The organism is Bacillus subtilis subsp. subtilis str. 168 (assembly GCF_000009045.1).
In the GTDB taxonomy this organism is placed as follows: Bacteria; Bacillota; Bacilli; order Bacillales; family Bacillaceae; genus Bacillus; species Bacillus subtilis.
On sequence record NC_000964.3, the window covers coordinates 1148723 to 1165435 of the forward strand.

At 45.0% G+C, this 16713-nt stretch carries 18 protein-coding genes; 8 read left to right on the forward strand and 10 right to left on the reverse strand.

Annotated elements, in window-relative coordinates:
- Window positions 1-21 precede the first annotated feature (21 nt).
- The 7 genes from gerPE to yisJ form a co-directional block, all read right to left on the reverse strand.
- Window positions 22-423: a spore germination protein gene (gerPE, locus tag BSU_10680; RefSeq protein ID NP_388949.1), complete on the reverse strand. Its 402-nt coding sequence runs from the start codon at window positions 421-423 to the stop codon at window positions 22-24.
- On the reverse strand, window positions 423-599 hold the full coding sequence (gene gerPD, locus BSU_10690) for a spore germination protein (RefSeq protein NP_388950.1): 177 nt from the start codon (window positions 597-599) through the stop codon (window positions 423-425). The genes gerPE and gerPD overlap by 1 nt, the downstream gene beginning before the upstream one ends.
- Complete coding sequence (gerPC, locus tag BSU_10700; protein ID NP_388951.1) at window positions 596-1213, reverse strand: spore germination protein; 618 nt, start codon at window positions 1211-1213, stop codon at window positions 596-598. The genes gerPD and gerPC overlap by 4 nt, the downstream gene beginning before the upstream one ends.
- Window positions 1214-1235: 22 nt before the next feature.
- Window positions 1236-1469 carry a spore germination protein gene (gene gerPB, locus BSU_10710; RefSeq protein ID NP_388952.2) on the reverse strand — a complete coding sequence of 78 codons (234 nt, stop codon included), beginning with the start codon at window positions 1467-1469 and terminating at the stop codon, window positions 1236-1238.
- Between the two features lie 14 nt (window positions 1470-1483).
- A complete protein-coding gene (gene gerPA, locus BSU_10720; protein ID NP_388953.1) occupies window positions 1484-1705 on the reverse strand; it encodes a spore germination protein in 222 nt (73 codons plus the stop codon).
- A 422-nt stretch (window positions 1706-2127) separates the two neighbouring features.
- The gene (pchI, locus tag BSU_10730) at window positions 2128-2298 is read right to left on the reverse strand and encodes a Spo0A-P phosphatase (iron-metabolism related) (RefSeq protein ID NP_388954.1); all 171 of its coding nucleotides are present in this window, start codon (window positions 2296-2298) and stop codon (window positions 2128-2130) included.
- Between the two features lie 145 nt (window positions 2299-2443).
- Window positions 2444-3367, reverse strand: a complete 924-nt coding sequence (yisJ, locus tag BSU_10740) for a putative spore coat protein, CotH paralog (protein NP_388955.1) — start codon at window positions 3365-3367, stop codon at window positions 2444-2446.
- A 154-nt stretch (window positions 3368-3521) separates the two neighbouring features.
- Here yisJ and mblK point away from each other — a divergent pair, with 154 nt between their 5' ends.
- The 3 genes from mblK (at window position 3522) to wprA (ending at window position 7751) form a co-directional block, all read left to right on the forward strand.
- Complete coding sequence (gene mblK, locus BSU_10750; RefSeq protein ID NP_388956.1) at window positions 3522-4427, forward strand: hydrolase/isomerase involved in remodelling the bacterial envelope; 906 nt, start codon at window positions 3522-3524, stop codon at window positions 4425-4427.
- Between the two features lie 115 nt (window positions 4428-4542).
- Complete coding sequence (yisL, locus tag BSU_10760) at window positions 4543-4899, forward strand: putative integral membrane protein (protein ID NP_388957.1); 357 nt, start codon at window positions 4543-4545, stop codon at window positions 4897-4899.
- Window positions 4900-5066: 167 nt separating this feature from the next.
- Window positions 5067-7751, forward strand: coding sequence for a cell wall-associated protease (wprA, locus tag BSU_10770; RefSeq protein NP_388958.1), 2685 nt, complete (start codon window positions 5067-5069; stop codon window positions 7749-7751).
- A gap of 30 nt (window positions 7752-7781) precedes the next feature.
- Here the strand turns inward: wprA and yisN are convergent, their stop codons facing one another.
- Window positions 7782-8369 (reverse strand): hypothetical protein, encoded by a 588-nt coding sequence (gene yisN, locus BSU_10780; RefSeq protein ID NP_388959.1) that lies wholly within the window; start codon window positions 8367-8369, stop codon window positions 7782-7784.
- A gap of 145 nt (window positions 8370-8514) precedes the next feature.
- Between yisN and asnO the strand changes: the two genes are divergently transcribed.
- Window positions 8515-10359, forward strand: coding sequence for an asparagine synthetase (sporulation related) (asnO, locus tag BSU_10790; RefSeq protein ID NP_388960.2), 1845 nt, complete (start codon window positions 8515-8517; stop codon window positions 10357-10359).
- A 129-nt stretch (window positions 10360-10488) separates the two neighbouring features.
- Here the strand turns inward: asnO and yizA are convergent, their stop codons facing one another.
- Window positions 10489-10968 carry a conserved hypothetical protein (sporulation related) gene (gene yizA, locus BSU_10800; protein YP_054576.1) on the reverse strand — a complete coding sequence of 160 codons (480 nt, stop codon included), beginning with the start codon at window positions 10966-10968 and terminating at the stop codon, window positions 10489-10491.
- A 231-nt stretch (window positions 10969-11199) separates the two neighbouring features.
- Here yizA and farP point away from each other — a divergent pair, with 231 nt between their 5' ends.
- Window positions 11200-12024, forward strand: a complete 825-nt coding sequence (gene farP / locus BSU_10810) for a farnesyl diphosphate phosphatase (protein ID NP_388961.1) — start codon at window positions 11200-11202, stop codon at window positions 12022-12024.
- A 29-nt stretch (window positions 12025-12053) separates the two neighbouring features.
- Here farP and yisQ read toward each other — a convergent pair whose 3' ends face one another.
- The gene (gene yisQ, locus BSU_10820; protein ID NP_388962.1) at window positions 12054-13421 is read right to left on the reverse strand and encodes a putative Na(+)-driven efflux transporter; all 1368 of its coding nucleotides are present in this window, start codon (window positions 13419-13421) and stop codon (window positions 12054-12056) included.
- Window positions 13422-13544: 123 nt separating this feature from the next.
- On the opposite strand from yisQ, the gene yisR reads away from it, so the two are divergent.
- From yisR to iolX, 3 genes are all read left to right on the forward strand, one after another.
- Window positions 13545-14408 (forward strand): putative transcriptional regulator (AraC/XylS family), encoded by an 864-nt coding sequence (yisR, locus tag BSU_10830; RefSeq protein NP_388963.1) that lies wholly within the window; start codon window positions 13545-13547, stop codon window positions 14406-14408.
- Window positions 14409-14425: 17 nt separating this feature from the next.
- The gene (iolQ, locus tag BSU_10840) at window positions 14426-15439 is read left to right on the forward strand and encodes a transcriptional repressor of iolX (LacI family) (RefSeq protein NP_388964.1); all 1014 of its coding nucleotides are present in this window, start codon (window positions 14426-14428) and stop codon (window positions 15437-15439) included.
- Window positions 15440-15647: 208 nt separating this feature from the next.
- Complete coding sequence (iolX, locus tag BSU_10850) at window positions 15648-16676, forward strand: scyllo-inositol 2-dehydrogenase (NAD(+)) (RefSeq protein ID NP_388965.1); 1029 nt, start codon at window positions 15648-15650, stop codon at window positions 16674-16676.
- Window positions 16677-16713: the final 37 nt, after the last annotated feature.

Below are 16713 nucleotides of genomic sequence, written 5' to 3' on the forward strand. Positions count from 1 at the left end.
CTTTATCGAAGTCTCTGTTTATTATATGTTCTTGGCGGGCGATTGTGAGCGCGGAGACTGAATCTGTCTGATATGTTTGAGTCTCGCATCACCGCGAATAAGCGAAGCTGATCCGGCATGTAAAACAGAAGAGGCTGAGACCCCTTGAATTTTGATGCTGCGAACATAAATAGCCGGCACCTCGTGGCAAAACGCGCTTTGTACACCTGTTTCGGGGAGCGGCTTCACGGCCTGCTGCTGAAAGATCTGATACTCCTTTTTGTTAAATGAGCCTTCATTATGGTAAAACGTGGACAGAGAACGCTGCACAGCAAATACTTTTACACTCATATCGATTTCATTTGTGTCGCCAACTTGAAACACACTTGCGATCCCGAGAGAATTAAACTTAACTAGTCTGATGCGCGATATGCGTTTAAGCATTATTCTGGCGCAAGCGGAGCAAACGGCCCAATAATAAGAGATTCAGGCGGTGTATCAAAAATAGAAGACAGGTAGATGGATTCAGTGTCTCCGATGTGGAAAACGGAGGAACTGGACACACCGTTCATCCGAATATCCCCGACTTCCAAGCTGCGGTTGATGACTGTAAAGATCATGCTTGCTCATCTCCTTTCATTTCTGATGGAATATGCTCCAGAAAGTGTTCTACAGCGCGGATGACATCACGCTTCACATGCTCAGCGATATGTTCTGCATATTGTGCAGGCGGTGTATTTTCTTCTTTTTTGATATGGGACATATAATAGTGAATCCTGCTGTCCATTTGTTTTCTGATGTCTTCAATAACATGATGTCTGTTTGTATCGTCAAGTCTGCTGTCATATTGATTTTCAAGCTGTTCCAAAATATCTGGGATTTCCTCGGTTAAGTACATGTCGACATTCTGGCGGATCTGCTGCATGAGCTGAGCGCTCTCTTCCTGCTGCATCATCCCGATTTGCGGTGTCGACTGGCTGACGTCAAAGTTTTGGACGCTGTTCGGGTCAGTCGGATTTAAACCGATATTCAAAGTCCCGTCGAGCCTTTCGATTTTCAGCTGATCAAATTTATACTCCACACGCTCAATGGTAGTGGCCGGCCGCTGTTTCATCGTATTCATTTCAGTTTGAATCTCTTTCAGCTGACGTTCGAGCTGCTGAATGTGAATCGCCTGCTGCTGAACGAAGGAATTCAAGTTTTGCAGGTAAGAGGAAACAGATTGATCATACATGTTCTTCACCTCTTTCATATGATTAACGGCCAGGAGGCTGGAGCGGGACCAATGAACCTGTGTCGGGCTCCTGCAGCTGGAGCGGTTGCCCTGAGCCAGAAACTTCTGGTGCCGGCTCTACATAGCTTCCTGTATTATACAAATTTGACAGTGACTTGATTGATCCGGCGCTCCCGATTTGCAGAATGGAGGAGTTGCTGATTGATTCCAGCCGGAGATAGTTGATTTGAATGGTTTGATTAATATAGAAGTTCATGAGCCTCACTCCTTTTACGCATTGGCCACGATCGGCTGATCAACCGCATCATTGTCATACACATTCGTCGCGTTTTGATAATTCATCACCTTGAGGCTGTCGCCGGTATTAAAGCTGCCAGCACCGGCAAACGTTCTGACCTGAGCCTGAGGAGAAATCGTAATGCAGTCCCCGATGTGAACGACTCCGCTCGTACCAATCGCATTAATTTTAAACGCTCCGACAATGGCCGGCATACGAGCACATCCTTTGTTGAAAAATTAAAAAAAGACAGGTAAAGTGAAATGACAATTCCGATTTCAATTGGGCTATTCACGATAGCTTATGACAAACGCACATATGTGTGAGAGAAATTTTAAGGGGACATATCGGCTCTTTGTGAAAGCGTTTTATTTTTTCGGGCCGTTATGTTTAAACATGGCAAAAGAGGATGTTGGGTATAAATTGAGCGGAAATGCGGCGAAGGATGCCGCTATCCGCCTATGGTGATTTTTGTTTATTTCTTTGGTGTTTTTGCGTGTAGAATGCTTTTTGGAGTATGTCGTGCTGCGGTATTCGATTTTTGGGCGGGCACATTCTCGCCCTGAGGTATATCTCAGAAGTGCTGAGCAAAAATCGGAGTTAAATGTGGTGTATTCTAATTGTTATAGAAAATGATTTACATACGGGAGTTTTCAAGATATCTCCCAAAAATCATTTCTTCTTTAATCCGGGTATTCAGCAGGATATCCAGCTCTTGGCTGCATTGAATCGTTTCTTTTGAATTCATGCCGTATTTTTGTGCGGTTTCAATTAGTGTGATCCTCATTTCTTCAATTTTACTGTTCATTACGCTATCTCCAATTCTAGATTTTATTTTGATATAAATACAGGATATCGTTAGTATAACCTATTTTGGCTCAAAAGGTTGCCTTTCGTCAATTTGACTAAAAAAGCGACAATTTTTGCTGCGGCCTTTTTTAATGGAGAAAGGACTAAAGTCTTGCTAAGTGTGCTTGCAAAAAGTCCTGCCGTTCCTCAATTTCTCTAAGTATGTTGGTCTGCTCCTTTTCGATTTGAAAGGGGCTTTTTTTGATAAAAGGATCATCAGCAGCACTTTGACAAATGTCAAGGTGCCATTCGTTGATGAGAGGAGATAATCGTTCAATAGTAAACGACCGCTTCAGCACGTTTTTCATTAAGGTGTGATATTGCGACCTGAAGGCGGGAATGGATAGAAGCCTTGACGAAAGCGTCTTTCCTTTTGTCAGAAGCGGGTCTTCTTCATACCATTCTTGTACGGCAAGCGATCTTGTCTCCATCGGGGAAACGTAAAGCCGACCGGATTCGTTTAAACAAAATGTGTAGTAAAAGCCTTGATTGGTGCAGGTGTTGCCGATCAGCCACAAAAAAAACAGCTTGACATCCAGATACAATTTAATCCTTTCAGCCAATTCGTCATCTCCGGCTGTGCGGATCAGTATGAAAAATTCATGTAAGAATGCCGAGGAATCATTGTTAAAAAGGGACAATGGAACCCTTGGATCGGCCGTCTTCACTCCGTAACTCCTTTTACCGGCTGGCTGATGGTTCTTGATGTTCAAATAAATGCCTTCAGGCTGGCCATTGATGGTCAGAAAGCTGTACGAGGCAACGGGAGCAGGTACGCCGATCTGGTCAAAAAAACAATAGGCGAGTCTGCGCCGCATCAGGGACGGATCATCCTGTTCTGCATTCAAAAAAAGTGTCCTTTCACCAAGCAGAGACTTTTCCCAGCTGATTTCATAGGATGCCTTTTCCGCTCTGTCACGCTGTGTGAGAAGAATGGGAGAAACAGATCGATCTGTTACGAAAAGCCCCTTGGCTGTACCTTTCCTTTTCAGCTGCTCCCGATGAAAAAATAAATGCACGCGCTCCATATTCTTTCCTCCTTCTCAAAACGACATTTGTATGATATGTAGAGCAAGCCCGTCCTGAAACGAAATGAAAACGGAATTGAGAAAAAGGGATTTCAGCATTCGACAGAGAATACATGAAGGAGCATTCTGATTTAAAAGATGATGGAGGAATAACATGAAATTTGCGACAGGGGAACTTTACAACCGAATGTTTGTCGGCCTGATCATTGACGATGAGAAAATTATGGATTTGCAGAAGGCTGAAAAAAAACTGTTTGAACTTGAGACGATTCCGGGATCGCTGATTGAATGTATCGCAGAAGGGGATAAATTCGTTGCGCATGCAAGGCAGCTGGCCGAGTGGGCAAAGAAACCGAATGATGAGCTGGGATCATTTATGTATTCATTATCTGAGGTGAAGCTCCATGCACCCATTCCGAAGCCATCAAAAAATATCATCTGCATCGGCAAAAACTACCGGGATCACGCGATTGAAATGGGGAGCGAGGCTGATATTCCGGAGCATCCGATGGTATTTACAAAATCGCCGGTAACGGTTACGGGGCATGGTGATATCGTAAAGAGCCATGAAGAGGTTACCTCTCAGCTTGATTATGAGGGAGAACTTGCTGTCGTGATCGGAAAAAGCGGGACTCGCATTTCAAAAGAAGATGCATATGACCATGTTTTCGGATATACGATTGTGAATGATATCACGGCGCGTGATCTGCAAAAAAGGCATAAGCAGTTTTTTATCGGAAAAAGCTTGGATACGACATGTCCGATGGGGCCCGTGCTTGTACATAAATCATCTATTCAGGAGCCAGAGCGCCTCAAGGTTGAAACAAGAGTCAACGGCGAGCTGCGCCAATCCGGTTCGGCAAGCGATATGATCTTTTCCATTCCGGAATTAATTGAAACCCTCTCAAAGGGGATGACGCTTGAAGCGGGCGACATTATTGCCACCGGTACGCCGTCTGGTGTCGGCAAGGGGTTTACGCCTCCAAAATTCTTGCGGTCAGGTGACAAAATTGATATTACAATTGATCCGATCGGAACGCTGTCAAACCAAATTGGCTGAATAAAACTGGAGGGCGGACCCGGACCCGCCCGTTTTTTCTGATAATCATCTTTGTGACAGAGGACAAGTTCATGGTACTATAAGTGGGGTAATTTATCTGATAGGGGGAACATATATGACACACCTACATATTACGACATGGGTGGTAGCGCTGATTCTGCTTTTCGTCAGCTACTCGCTGTATTCGTCAGGAAGTGCAAAGGGCGCAAAAATCACTCATATGATTCTGCGGTTATTCTATATCCTTATTATTTTGACAGGAGCTGAGCTGTTTGTCCGTTTCGCCAACTGGAACGGAGAATACGCCGGCAAAATGATTCTGGGCATTATCACCATCGGCCTGATGGAAATGCTCCTCATCCGCAAGAAAAAAGAAAAATCAACAGGAGGCCTGTGGGTCGGCTTCGTCATTGTCCTTTTGCTGACAGTGCTGCTCGGTCTGCATTTGCCAATTGGTTTTCAATTGTTTTAATAGAAAAACCTATGAACCCGGCTCTTTGATAGAGCTGGTTTTTTTTATATTTATCCCCTCATATTCCAAATCATTTAAAATAACCTTAAAATTCCCTGTAAGCGGTATCTCGTCCTATGAAATTATGATACCTTCAAGGAGATTCATTATTTTGCAGGAGGGATAACATGAAACGCAGAAAATTCAGCTCGGTTGTGGCGGCAGTGCTTATTTTTGCACTGATTTTCAGCCTTTTTTCTCCGGGAACCAAAGCTGCAGCGGCCGGCGCGATCGATCAGGCGGCTGCTCTGGAAAACGGCAAAGAGCAGACAGGCGCCATGAAGGAGCCGGAACAGGTGAAATGGTACAAAGTGACCCCGGGAGCAACGGATATTCAGAAAAACTCACATATGGCACTGACCGTAAAGAGTGATTCAGTACTGAATGTATCTGTATATCCAAGTAAGGAAAAAGCGCTTAAAGATGAGACGTTTGAGATGTACCGTTCTTTCACAGCGGAGGATGGAAAAAGCGAAGTCATTTTTCCATACGCGTGGAGCGGCCCTTACTATGTAAAAGTTGAATACCTCGGAGAAGAAGAACCAGAGGACGGCGGAACGGCAGAAGCAGCTGCAGAAGCCAAGTATACGATTGGGTATAAAGGCACCAAAAAACAGCCGTCAGATTTAGAAGAGGAAGAAGCTTGTCCGGTTGAAATGAGTGTCGATCAGAAGAAATCAGGAAAAGGCATCCTGGATAAGTTGAGATCGATTCGTGATGAGCAGCTGAGCCAAACAGCAGAAGGCAAAGAACTGACAAGCCTTTATTACAAAGCAGCACCGTTTATCGTTGCAAAGCTCGCACTCAATAAAACAGCAAGAAATGAAATCTATCAGGATCTTGTGACATTAAAGCCGTTATTTGACGATGTGTCAGAAAACGGAGCATCATCTTCGTATAAGGTCACTGAAAAGGATCAAAAAGCGATCAACCGGCTATATGATAAAGCTTTACAATCAGTCCCGTCATTCCTTAAAGAGGAGATAAAGAAACAAGCGGACCGACTAAATATGAAGCAGCTGCAAGGCAAAACAGCAGGAGCCATTTTAACAGAAAACAATATTGCAGCAAAAAGTGAAGTTCAGACAACAAAGGTTATTTTCAAGGTGAAGGACAATAAAAGCCTCTCATCCGTACATAATGAAATGAAGGGCTTTTCTGCAAGCGCGCAATCGAAAAAAGACATATCTAATGTGAAAAAGGCAAAGAAACTGTTTGACAATCTGTATTCATTTGAACTTCCGAAAGACGAGAAACAGAACGGCGCATATACGGCAAGCGCCAAAAGGGTCAAAAGCGCTGCTGCGACACTATCCAAGATGTCCAATGTAGAGTTTGCGGAACCCGTACAGGAATACAAAAGCTTGGCAAACGATATTCAGTACCCTTATCAATGGCCGCTTAAAAACAACGGTGAAAACGGCGGTGTCAAAAATGCGGATGTGAAATATGAGCCTGCCAACACATTGCTGTCCAAACGCAAGCTTAACGATACACTCATTGCAGTAGTAGACACAGGCGTAGACAGCACGCTTGCCGATTTAAAAGGAAAAGTAAGAACAGATCTCGGACACAATTTTGTCGGACGAAATAACAATGCAATGGATGATCAGGGGCATGGGACGCATGTCGCAGGCATTATTGCAGCCCAAAGCGATAACGGCTATTCAATGACTGGATTGAATGCCAAAGCAAAAATCATCCCTGTAAAAGTGCTTGATTCCGCAGGTTCCGGAGATACTGAACAAATTGCTCTCGGCATCAAATATGCTGCTGACAAAGGAGCAAAGGTGATTAATTTAAGTTTAGGCGGAGGCTACAGCCGCGTGCTTGAATTTGCTTTGAAGTACGCAGCTGACAAAAATGTCTTGATTGCCGCAGCCAGCGGGAATGATGGAGAAAATGCCTTATCTTATCCTGCATCTTCTAAATATGTGATGTCAGTCGGCGCAACGAATCGCATGGATATGACCGCTGATTTCTCTAACTATGGAAAAGGTCTGGACATCTCTGCTCCAGGGTCTGATATCCCGAGCTTAGTGCCGAACGGAAATGTCACGTACATGAGCGGAACGTCTATGGCGACGCCATATGCTGCCGCCGCTGCGGGACTGCTGTTTGCTCAAAATCCTAAGCTAAAAAGAACAGAAGTTGAGGATATGTTGAAAAAGACGGCAGATGATATTTCCTTTGAAAGTGTCGATGGCGGAGAAGAAGAGTTGTATGACGATTATGGCGATCCGATTGAAATTCCGAAGACACCTGGTGTAGACTGGCATTCAGGCTACGGGCGGCTGAATGTCATGAAGGCTGTCAGCGCAGCTGATTTACAGCTTAAGGTCAACAAGCTGGAAAGCACTCAAACAGCTGTCAGAGGAAGCGCGAAGGAAGGCACCCTTATCGAGGTGATGAACGGCAAAAAGAAACTCGGCAGCGCCAAAGCCGGAAAAGACAATGCGTTCAAGGTGAATATCGCGACTCAAAAACAGGATCAAGTACTGTATCTGAAAGCAACAAAAGGCGATGCGAAAACATCGTATAAAGTTGTTGTCGTCAAAGGAAAACCTTCCGGCACACCGAAAGTAAACGCGGTGAAAACGAAGGATACGGCAGTAAAAGGGAAGGCAAACAGCAAAGCGATGATCAGAGTGAAAAACAAATCAAAGAAAGTCATTGCTTCTGCCAAAGCTGACGCAAAAGGAACGTTTTCGGTGAAAATCAAAAAACAAAAAGCCGGAACGGTGCTGTACGTCACGGCTGTGGATACAGATAAAAAAGAAAGCAAGGAAGCAAAAGTTGTTGTTGAAAAGTAACCAAAAAGCGGTGCTCGATGCACCGCTTTTTTATTTGCGCCCCCGTTGGACTGCTGTGTACATAATGGATCGCTTTCCGTTTGAAGCCGTCCATTCAAAACGGTCTCCTGTCCCTTCGCTGCTGTAGTTGTAGTGATGCTGCATCGCGCATTGTGCGGTGTCATTTGAAAAGTGATAAAAGGACACACCCTGCCCCGCCGAAGTATTCGAAAAGACTCCTTTATTATAAGAAAAGACGCAATCGAATACCGATAAGCCGAAGCTGTGCAAGTGCTGCAGAAATGCGAGAAAGGTTTCGTCGTCAAGCGAATCCAAAAGCGCCATGAGCGGCCGCTTGACTGATTTCTCATAGCGGATGCGTTCTCCGCCGGAAAGGGAGATGTTTTCTGCACCGCATGCCAAAACCAACTTGTCCTGAAAGCCGGCTTGCTCCCACTTTCCTTTATGATGGATCCAGATTGGGCTGTGTTGGAGACTGTCCGCCAGCAGTATATCGCCTTCACCGTTTTCGATTAAGCAGATGCCGTCTTCAATGAGGATGGTGCCGTATTCCCACTTTCGTTCCTCTGTATATAACAATTGTTTCCGTTTCATCCATGCTGTCTCCTTTTTCTTCATTCCTCTCTTTTCTTTCCAATTCAAGCCTGTCCCATACAACTCTTTTATGGACAAATCAACTATCTGCCTATAGATGCATAAACTTACTAAGGTGCTGAAAGAAACGAAATTGTTACGAAAGAAACGGGATTGGAGCTGATGTCACATGTGTGGAATTACGGGTTGGGTCGATTTTAAAAAGCAGCTCGTCCAGGAAAAACAAACGATGGACAGAATGACAGACACTCTTTCCAAACGAGGGCCTGATGATTCAAACGTTTGGGGGGAGCACCATGTTTTATTCGGACATAAAAGACTTGCGGTTGTTGATATTGAAGGCGGACGCCAGCCGATGGCGTGTACCTATAAAGGCGATACGTACACCATTATTTACAATGGCGAGCTTTATAACACGGAAGATTTGCGCAAAGAATTGCGGGCGCGGGGCCATCAATTCGAGCGTACGTCAGATACCGAGGTGCTTCTGCACAGCTACATCGAGTGGCAGGAAGACTGTGTCGACCATCTCAATGGCATATTCGCTTTCGCTGTGTGGGATGAAAAGCGTAATCTGTTGTTTGCCGCGAGAGACCGTCTCGGTGTAAAGCCGTTTTTTTACACGAAGGAAGGCTCTTCATTTCTCTTCGGGTCGGAAATCAAAGCAATCCTCGCGCACCCTGATATAAAAGCGCGAGTGGACAGAACGGGACTTTCTGAAATTTTCGGTCTTGGACCGTCCAGAACCCCGGGCACTGGCATATTTAAAGGCATAAAAGAAATCCGCCCGGCTCACGCGCTGACATTTTCCAAAGACGGACTTAATATTTGGCGTTATTGGAATGTTGAAAGCGAAAAACATACGGACAGTTTTGATGACACGGTTGCCAATGTCAGATCGTTATTTCAGGACGCGGTGACGCGGCAGCTTGTGTCGGATGTGCCTGTTTGCACATTCCTATCAGGCGGTCTGGACTCAAGCGCGATTACAGCGATTGCGGCGGGCCATTTTGAAAAGGAAGGAAAAGCACCGCTTCATACTTATTCGATTGATTACGAAGAGAACGATAAATATTTTCAAGCAAGCGCTTTTCAGCCGAATGATGACGGACCATGGATTGAAAAAATGACAGAGGCTTTCGGCACAACGCACCACAAATGCGTCATCAGCCAAAAAGACCTCGTTGATCATTTGGAGGAAGCTGTACTGGTCAAAGACTTGCCGGGAATGGCAGATGTCGACTCATCCCTGCTGTGGTTTTGCCGGGAAATCAAAAAGGACTTTGTCGTCAGCCTATCGGGAGAATGCGCGGATGAGATTTTCGGCGGGTACCCGTGGTTCCATACGGCAGATGTTGAGTCTGGCTTTCCATGGATGAGATCAACGGAGGAGCGGATCAAGCTGCTTTCTGACTCATGGCAGAAAAAATTGAATCTGAAAGAATACGTAAATGCCAAATATGAAGAAACCTTGGCAGAAACGCCATTATTAGACGGAGAAACGGGTGTGGATAAAGCAAGAAGACAGCTGTTCTATTTAAATATGCTTTGGTTTATGACGAACCTTTTGGATCGGAAGGATCGCATGAGCATGGGGGCGAGCCTGGAAGTGCGGGTGCCGTTCGCCGATCACCGGCTTGTGGAATATGTTTGGAATATTCCGTGGGAAATGAAAATGCATGATAATCGGGAAAAAGGCATTTTGCGCAAAGCGCTTGAGGGCATTTTGCCTGATGACATTTTGTATCGCAAAAAAAGCCCATATCCGAAAACACATCATCCGGAATATACAAAAGGCGTCAGCGAGTGGCTGAAAACGATCAGAAGCCAAAAGGACTCCGTGCTCCATACCTTACTGGACAGAAAACAATTAGATCAGCTTTTAGAAACGGAAGGCTCCTCCTTCAAGGTCCCGTGGTTCGGGCAGCTCATGAAGGGGCCTCAGCTGATCGCCCATCTTGCTCAAATTCATACATGGTTTGAAGCGTATCGCATTGATATTGACGAGAGGTAGGTTCAATACAAATGTGATTAAAAGCCAGAGATGTATAGATTTAAATAAGAAGGATAGATGAGCAGGGAAATATATGCTCTATCTATCCTTTTTTGTACAACAGCACTATCGAATTGCCCCCGCATTCCTTCAATAAGAATGAATAGGTTTTAATGTTCTGCCGATAAAACTAGCTGATACCGGGCTTAACTTTAATTCCCTAGCCCATACAGAAAGTTGACCAATATGGTGAATTTCGTGAGCGATGATATGGTGTAATATTTCATCTCGCGTATATAAAACACCTGTCTCCCAAGGAACGCTTACAAGTTCATCTTTTATTTGATCTGAATGTGTTTGTAAAACATCAATTATTTCAGTTCGGAATGTATTTGAGAGAGATTTCACTTTATTGAGTGTTTGATAATCAGCGAACTGAACAGCGATATCTTCTTTTCCTTGGATAGCACGAATCCAACTATATTCCACATCAATAATATGAAAAAGGGTATATAAAATATTCTCTACTCCGCCAAGACGATTTTTAAGTAATTCTTCAGTGGTTAGTTGATGACACCAAGTAAACCATTGATCTCTAACCTGCCAGTTATATTCAAAAAATTTCATCACTAAACTCACTCCAATACTATCATGTATCATAACAATTAGCCCTTTTTTCCGTGATTCCTCTATTAATGAAGTGATGATTGAGAAATGTTTACATTCTACCTGTTGTATGGCATTAAAAATAATAATGCATATCTCGTCGATGATGCTGTGCGTCTTGTTACTTTTACAAAGTAAGAATCGGCATTTTCTTCATATACAATTAGGAAAAAACATACTAGACTTGAAGAAGCAGTGATACATAGGAGTGAGAAAATGAAAGAGATAAAAGAAGCTTACCAGCAATGCGGACAGATTGTTGGCGAATACGCGCCAGCCTGTTTCAAAGCATTATCATATCTCCCGCTAAAGCAAAGACAAGCCTCTTGGGCAGTATTGTCGTTTTGCCACACGGCGGCCAGTGCAGACGAAAAGGTATTGCCCGCATTTGAAGCTAAAGCTGATCATGTTTACCAAAGGACAAATAACGGTAAACAACATCTATGGAAGGCTTTTGATCATGCGTATCGGACCTTTACATTGGAAAGCGAACCTTTTCGGGAGTTTATTGCCGCACAAAAAGAAGACGCCAAGCCGTATGATGACCTTGATGAACTGCTCATGTACGCATATCGGACGGGCGGTGCTGCCGGATTGATGCTGCTGCCGATACTGACACGCCGAAAACAAGATCAGCTCAAACAAGCAGCCGTCTCTCTCGGCTTGGCCATACAGCTGGTTCGCTTCTTAAGTGATCTTGGCACAGATCAGCAAAAAAACCGCATTCCCCGTCAGGTAATGCAGCAATTCGGCTATACAGAGGCTGATCTCCAAAAAGGCACCGTAAATAAAGCGTTCACAATGACGTGGGAGTATATCGCTTTTGAAGCAGAAGCCTACCTTGAAGAGTGTCAGGATGCCTTGCCGCTATTTCCGCAGTATTCTCAAAAAACGGTGAAAGCCGCTCTTCATTTGCACCGGGCTGTTTTAGAAAAAATCCGGGCGAAGCAGCACGATGTATTTCAATATCACTTCGCTCTCACAGAGACCGAAGTGAAGCAGATTCTGTCTGATATCTAAAAAACACCCGGCCTTGATTGAGCCGGGTGTTACGCCATACCTTTTTGAATCCAGATACGTGAGCGCCATCTTCTGTACATTAAGATTCCCCGGACCCATTCATCCGCGATAAAAGAAATCCAAATGCCGGCAAGACCGAAACCGAGGTGGATGCCGAAAAGATAAGCAAGCGGGAGGCCAATGCCCCACATTGAAATCATTGCCATGTAAACCGGGAATTTCGCATCCCCCGCGGCCCGCAGAGAGTTAATGATAATGACATTAAACGAGCGGCCTGGTTCAAGGATAATGGTCATGGCAATCAATAGGCTTGCAGTTGCTATAATGTCAGGGCTTTGTGTGAAGAGTCCGATCAGGTCTTTTGAAAAGATCGTCATCAAAACAGAGGTAGCCGCAGCAATTCCGAGTGCCCAATATAAGCTCTTCATGCAGCGCTCATAAGCGGCATCAAATTGTTTGCCGCCGATATAACGGCCGATTAAGATTTGTGTACCCTGGCTGATCGCAGTGCCGAACAGCAAAATAAACATCGTAATATTTTGCGTATACACTTTTGTTGTCAACGCCTGCGCGCCCATGATGGCGATAAAATACGTGACTATCATTTGCGACAGGTTGTATGAAAGCTGCTCTCCCGCAGAAGGAATGCCGATTTTCAGCAGCTTGCGCAAATGCTCTTTATGCATATGAAAGACTTTTTTCAGCGACATCTTCAGCTGGATGCGTTTGTTGACAATCACAATCATCGCGATTAATCCGATGACGCGGGCGATAGATGTGGACATGGCCACACCGGCAACACCGAGAACAGGAAAGCCGAACAAACCGAAAATCACAACAAAGTTTCCGGCAATGTTTAAAATGTTCATGCCGATAGTGACAAACATTGTATCTTTTGTGTAGCCGTAGCTTTTTAAGATCGCGCTGAATGTCATGATTAAAGCCTGAATAAAGGACAGACCTCCGACAACTTGTAAAAAGACTTTCGCATCAGGCATCAGTGCGTCTGATAATCCCATCATATGAAGCAGAGGGACAGCCGCGAAAAAGACGACGGCGCTGATGGCCAGGCTGATGAAGAAGTTGGCGCCGATTGACACATAAGCGACTTCCATGGCTTCTTTCTTTTGCCGTGAGCCTAGAAATTGTGAAATGATAACGGTCGTTCCTGTTGCGATAAAGCTGAACATCACGATAATTAAATTTAAAATCTGGTTGCTGACGCCGACTGCTGCCACGCTGTTATCCGAGTATTGGCTGAGCATCAGTGTATCGGCATTACCCATAAACATATATAATGAGACCTCAATAAAGATCGGCCAAGTAAGCGAAAATAATGAGAACGTTTTGTCAGCGGGTTTTTTCAAAGCAGTTGATTTGAAGACAGCTTGTTTCATCGTGTCTAACCCCTTTCGTAAATAAAATCAACGTTTTAAAGTGTACCTCCATTTCCTTATAATAAAAAGGGATAGAAACGATACTTCTTGTAAAAATCCGACTTAAAAAGGAGGATGATTCAAATGCCTCGCATCCTGTTTACAGTCCCGCCTTTTCCGGTATTTATCGCAGCTGGGGAAGGGGTTTTTAAAAAAGGAGAAACCCATGTGAAACGTGTATTCTCCGTGTTTGATCTGATATATGTCAAACAGGGAACGTTATATATAACGGAAAATGAAACATCGTTTTCTGTTGAAGGCGGCGAGTACATCTTGCTTTCTCCCGGTCTTGAACACTACGGGACGAAGGGCAGTGATGAAGCAACCTCCTACTATTGGCTTCACTTCGATGAACATCGATATGAATTTACGGCAAAGGGAGGCAGCAACTGGTCTGAGCTTCAGCAGGAAAAAGGGAGCTTCGAAGAGCTGGCCCGCTACGGATTGGCCTTGCCGAGAAAAGGCAAGGTGCAGCGCCCGCAGTTTATGGCGCAGCAGTTTGAAAAGCTGATCGATTACTCCGCGGAAAACTCTGATTTGCCGCTCAGAAAGCAAATTTTATTTGAGGAGCTGATGCTGCATCTTCAAAAAGAAGCGTTCCAAATACCGTCTGCGAAAGAGCGGGTAGCCTGGGAGGCGGCCCGGTATTTACAGGAGCACTATAAGGAAAAGACGACAATCAAGGATCTGTCGCTCGCCCTTCACTATCATCAGGATTATGTGAGCCGCTGCATGCAGCAGGTGCTCGGCGTAACTCCGGCACAATACACGAACCGGGTGAGAATGACGGAAGCGAAGCGTCTTTTATCCTCTACAAATGATAAAATGGGCGTTATTGCGGAAACGGTCGGAATGGAAGATCCGACATACTTTTCAAAACTCTTTAAGCAGATAGAAGGCATTTCACCAATTGAATACCGGAAAATTGTCAGCCGGAAAGTTCAATAACCAGACGAGGGATGAACATGAAAACAACAATTTACGATGTGGCAAAGGCGGCGGGTGTTTCGATCACAACTGTGTCCCGTGTGATAAACAATACGGGGAGAATCAGCGATAAAACACGGCAGAAGGTCATGAATGTCATGAATGAAATGGCATACACGCCCAATGTCCACGCCGCGGCGTTAACGGGAAAACGAACGAATATGATCGCTCTCGTGGCGCCTGATATTTCAAATCCGTTTTACGGCGAACTGGCCAAAAGCATTGAGGAAAGAGCGGATGAGCTCGGTTTTCAAATGTTGATTTGCAGCACCGATTACGATCCGAAAAAAGAAACAAAGTATTTTTCTGTGCTGAAACAGAAAAAGGTGGATGGCATTATTTTTGCAACAGGGATTGAAAGCCATGACAGTATGTCTGCTTTGGAGGAAATCGCCAGTGAACAAATTCCGATTGCCATGATTTCTCAGGATAAGCCGCTTCTTCCGATGGATATTGTTGTGATAGACGACGTTCGTGGCGGATATGAGGCTGCCAAGCATCTTCTGTCACTCGGCCACACGAACATCGCCTGCATTATCGGAGACGGGTCAACGACAGGCGAAAAAAATAGAATCAAAGGCTTCCGTCAGGCGATGGAGGAAGCGGGCGTGCCCATTGATGAATCACTTATCATCCAGACGCGGTTTTCCTTGGAAAGCGGCAAGGAAGAAGCGGGAAAATTGCTCGACAGAAATGCTCCGACTGCTATTTTTGCCTTCAACGACGTATTGGCTTGTGCCGCCATACAAGCTGCGAGAATAAGAGGCATAAAAGTGCCGGATGATCTTTCTATCATTGGTTTTGATAATACGATACTCGCAGAAATGGCGGCTCCGCCCCTGACAACCGTAGCCCAGCCGATAAAAGAGATGGGGCGGAGCGTCATCGAACTGCTGGCAGAAGCAATAGAGGGAAAACGAAAGGCGAAACAAAAAATAGTGCTCCCGCCTGAGCTTGTAGTCAGACATTCTACATCACCGCTCAACACATGAGCCCGCTAATGAGCGGGTTTTTTCATTATGACAGTTGAAGCCAAAAAAACATATTGCGTGTAAACCAAAGGCGGTGTAAAATATAACCATCTTTTGAGAAAGCGCTTGCGCAAAATGGCAGAGCGGATAGAACCGCTGTTTTTTTAGCTGTTAAGAGAAAACGCTTTCTCAAAGCGAGCCCGAAATGAGATAAAGGAGAGGATGGGACGTGGAACATCAAGTAAGATGTGCAGTATTGGGATTAGGAAGGCTCGGTTATTATCATGCGAAAAATCTCGTCACCAGTGTGCCGGGGGCAAAGCTGGTTTGTGTCGGTGATCCGTTAAAAGGGAGAGCGGAGCAGGTTGCCAGAGAACTCGGTATCGAAAAATGGTCAGAGGACCCGTATGAAGTGTTAGAAGATCCCGGCATTGATGCTGTCATTATCGTAACGCCGACAAGCACACATGGTGATATGATCATCAAAGCAGCCGAGAACGGCAAACAGATCTTTGTTGAAAAACCGCTGACATTAAGCCTTGAGGAATCAAAAGCAGCTTCTGAAAAAGTTAAGGAGACAGGTGTCATCTGCCAAGTCGGCTTTATGAGACGGTTCGATCCCGCATACGCAGATGCCAAACGGCGGATCGACGCTGGAGAAATCGGCAAACCTATCTATTATAAAGGCTTTACGCGCGACCAAGGCGCGCCTCCCGCAGAATTTATCAAACACAGCGGTGGAATTTTTATCGACTGTTCCATCCATGACTATGATATTGCCCGTTATTTGCTAGGGGCGGAAATCACTTCTGTTTCAGGACACGGCAGGATTCTGAACAATCCGTTTATGGAGCAGTATGGCGATGTGGATCAGGCGCTGACGTATATTGAATTTGACTCGGGCGCAGCGGGGGACGTCGAGGCAAGCAGAACCTCTCCATACGGACATGACATCCGGGCGGAGGTGATCGGGACAGAGGGCAGTATTTTCATAGGGACATTGAGACATCAACATGTGACCATCCTATCGGCTAAAGGGAGCAGTTTTGATATCATTCCAGACTTTCAAACTCGTTTTCATGAAGCCTACTGCTTGGAGCTTCAGCATTTCGCCGAGTGTGTCCGGAATGGAAAAACACCGATTGTGACTGATATTGATGCGACGATCAATTTAGAAGTGGGTATCGCCGCAACCAATTCCTTTCGAAACGGCATGCCGGTACAGCTAGATGTGAAGCGCGCTTATACAGGTATGTAAAAGCTAAGTATGTTGCATTTGAGGCTTTCCGCAAAAA

Excerpts from the sequence above, each read along its gene's own strand:
- yisQ (NP_388962.1), bottom strand. The coding sequence starts at position 13,421 with ATGAAACAAGCTGTCTTCAAATCAACTGCTTTGAAAAAACCCGCTGAC.
- gerPE (NP_388949.1), bottom strand. The coding sequence starts at position 423 with ATGCTTAAACGCATATCGCGCATCAGACTAGTTAAGTTTAATTCTCTC.
- gerPD (NP_388950.1), bottom strand. The coding sequence starts at position 599 with ATGATCTTTACAGTCATCAACCGCAGCTTGGAAGTCGGGGATATTCGG.
- asnO (NP_388960.2), top strand. The coding sequence starts at position 8,515 with ATGTGTGGAATTACGGGTTGGGTCGATTTTAAAAAGCAGCTCGTCCAG.
- yisJ (NP_388955.1), bottom strand. The coding sequence starts at position 3,367 with ATGGAGCGCGTGCATTTATTTTTTCATCGGGAGCAGCTGAAAAGGAAA.
- yisN (NP_388959.1), bottom strand. The coding sequence starts at position 8,369 with ATGAAGAAAAAGGAGACAGCATGGATGAAACGGAAACAATTGTTATAT.
- iolQ (NP_388964.1), top strand. The coding sequence starts at position 14,426 with ATGAAAACAACAATTTACGATGTGGCAAAGGCGGCGGGTGTTTCGATC.
- pchI (NP_388954.1), bottom strand. The coding sequence starts at position 2,298 with ATGAACAGTAAAATTGAAGAAATGAGGATCACACTAATTGAAACCGCA.
- gerPB (NP_388952.2), bottom strand. The coding sequence starts at position 1,469 with ATGAACTTCTATATTAATCAAACCATTCAAATCAACTATCTCCGGCTG.
- gerPA (NP_388953.1), bottom strand. The coding sequence starts at position 1,705 with ATGCCGGCCATTGTCGGAGCGTTTAAAATTAATGCGATTGGTACGAGC.
- mblK (NP_388956.1), top strand. The coding sequence starts at position 3,522 with ATGAAATTTGCGACAGGGGAACTTTACAACCGAATGTTTGTCGGCCTG.
- wprA (NP_388958.1), top strand. The coding sequence starts at position 5,067 with ATGAAACGCAGAAAATTCAGCTCGGTTGTGGCGGCAGTGCTTATTTTT.
- gerPC (NP_388951.1), bottom strand. The coding sequence starts at position 1,213 with ATGTATGATCAATCTGTTTCCTCTTACCTGCAAAACTTGAATTCCTTC.
- yisL (NP_388957.1), top strand. The coding sequence starts at position 4,543 with ATGACACACCTACATATTACGACATGGGTGGTAGCGCTGATTCTGCTT.
- yisR (NP_388963.1), top strand. The coding sequence starts at position 13,545 with ATGCCTCGCATCCTGTTTACAGTCCCGCCTTTTCCGGTATTTATCGCA.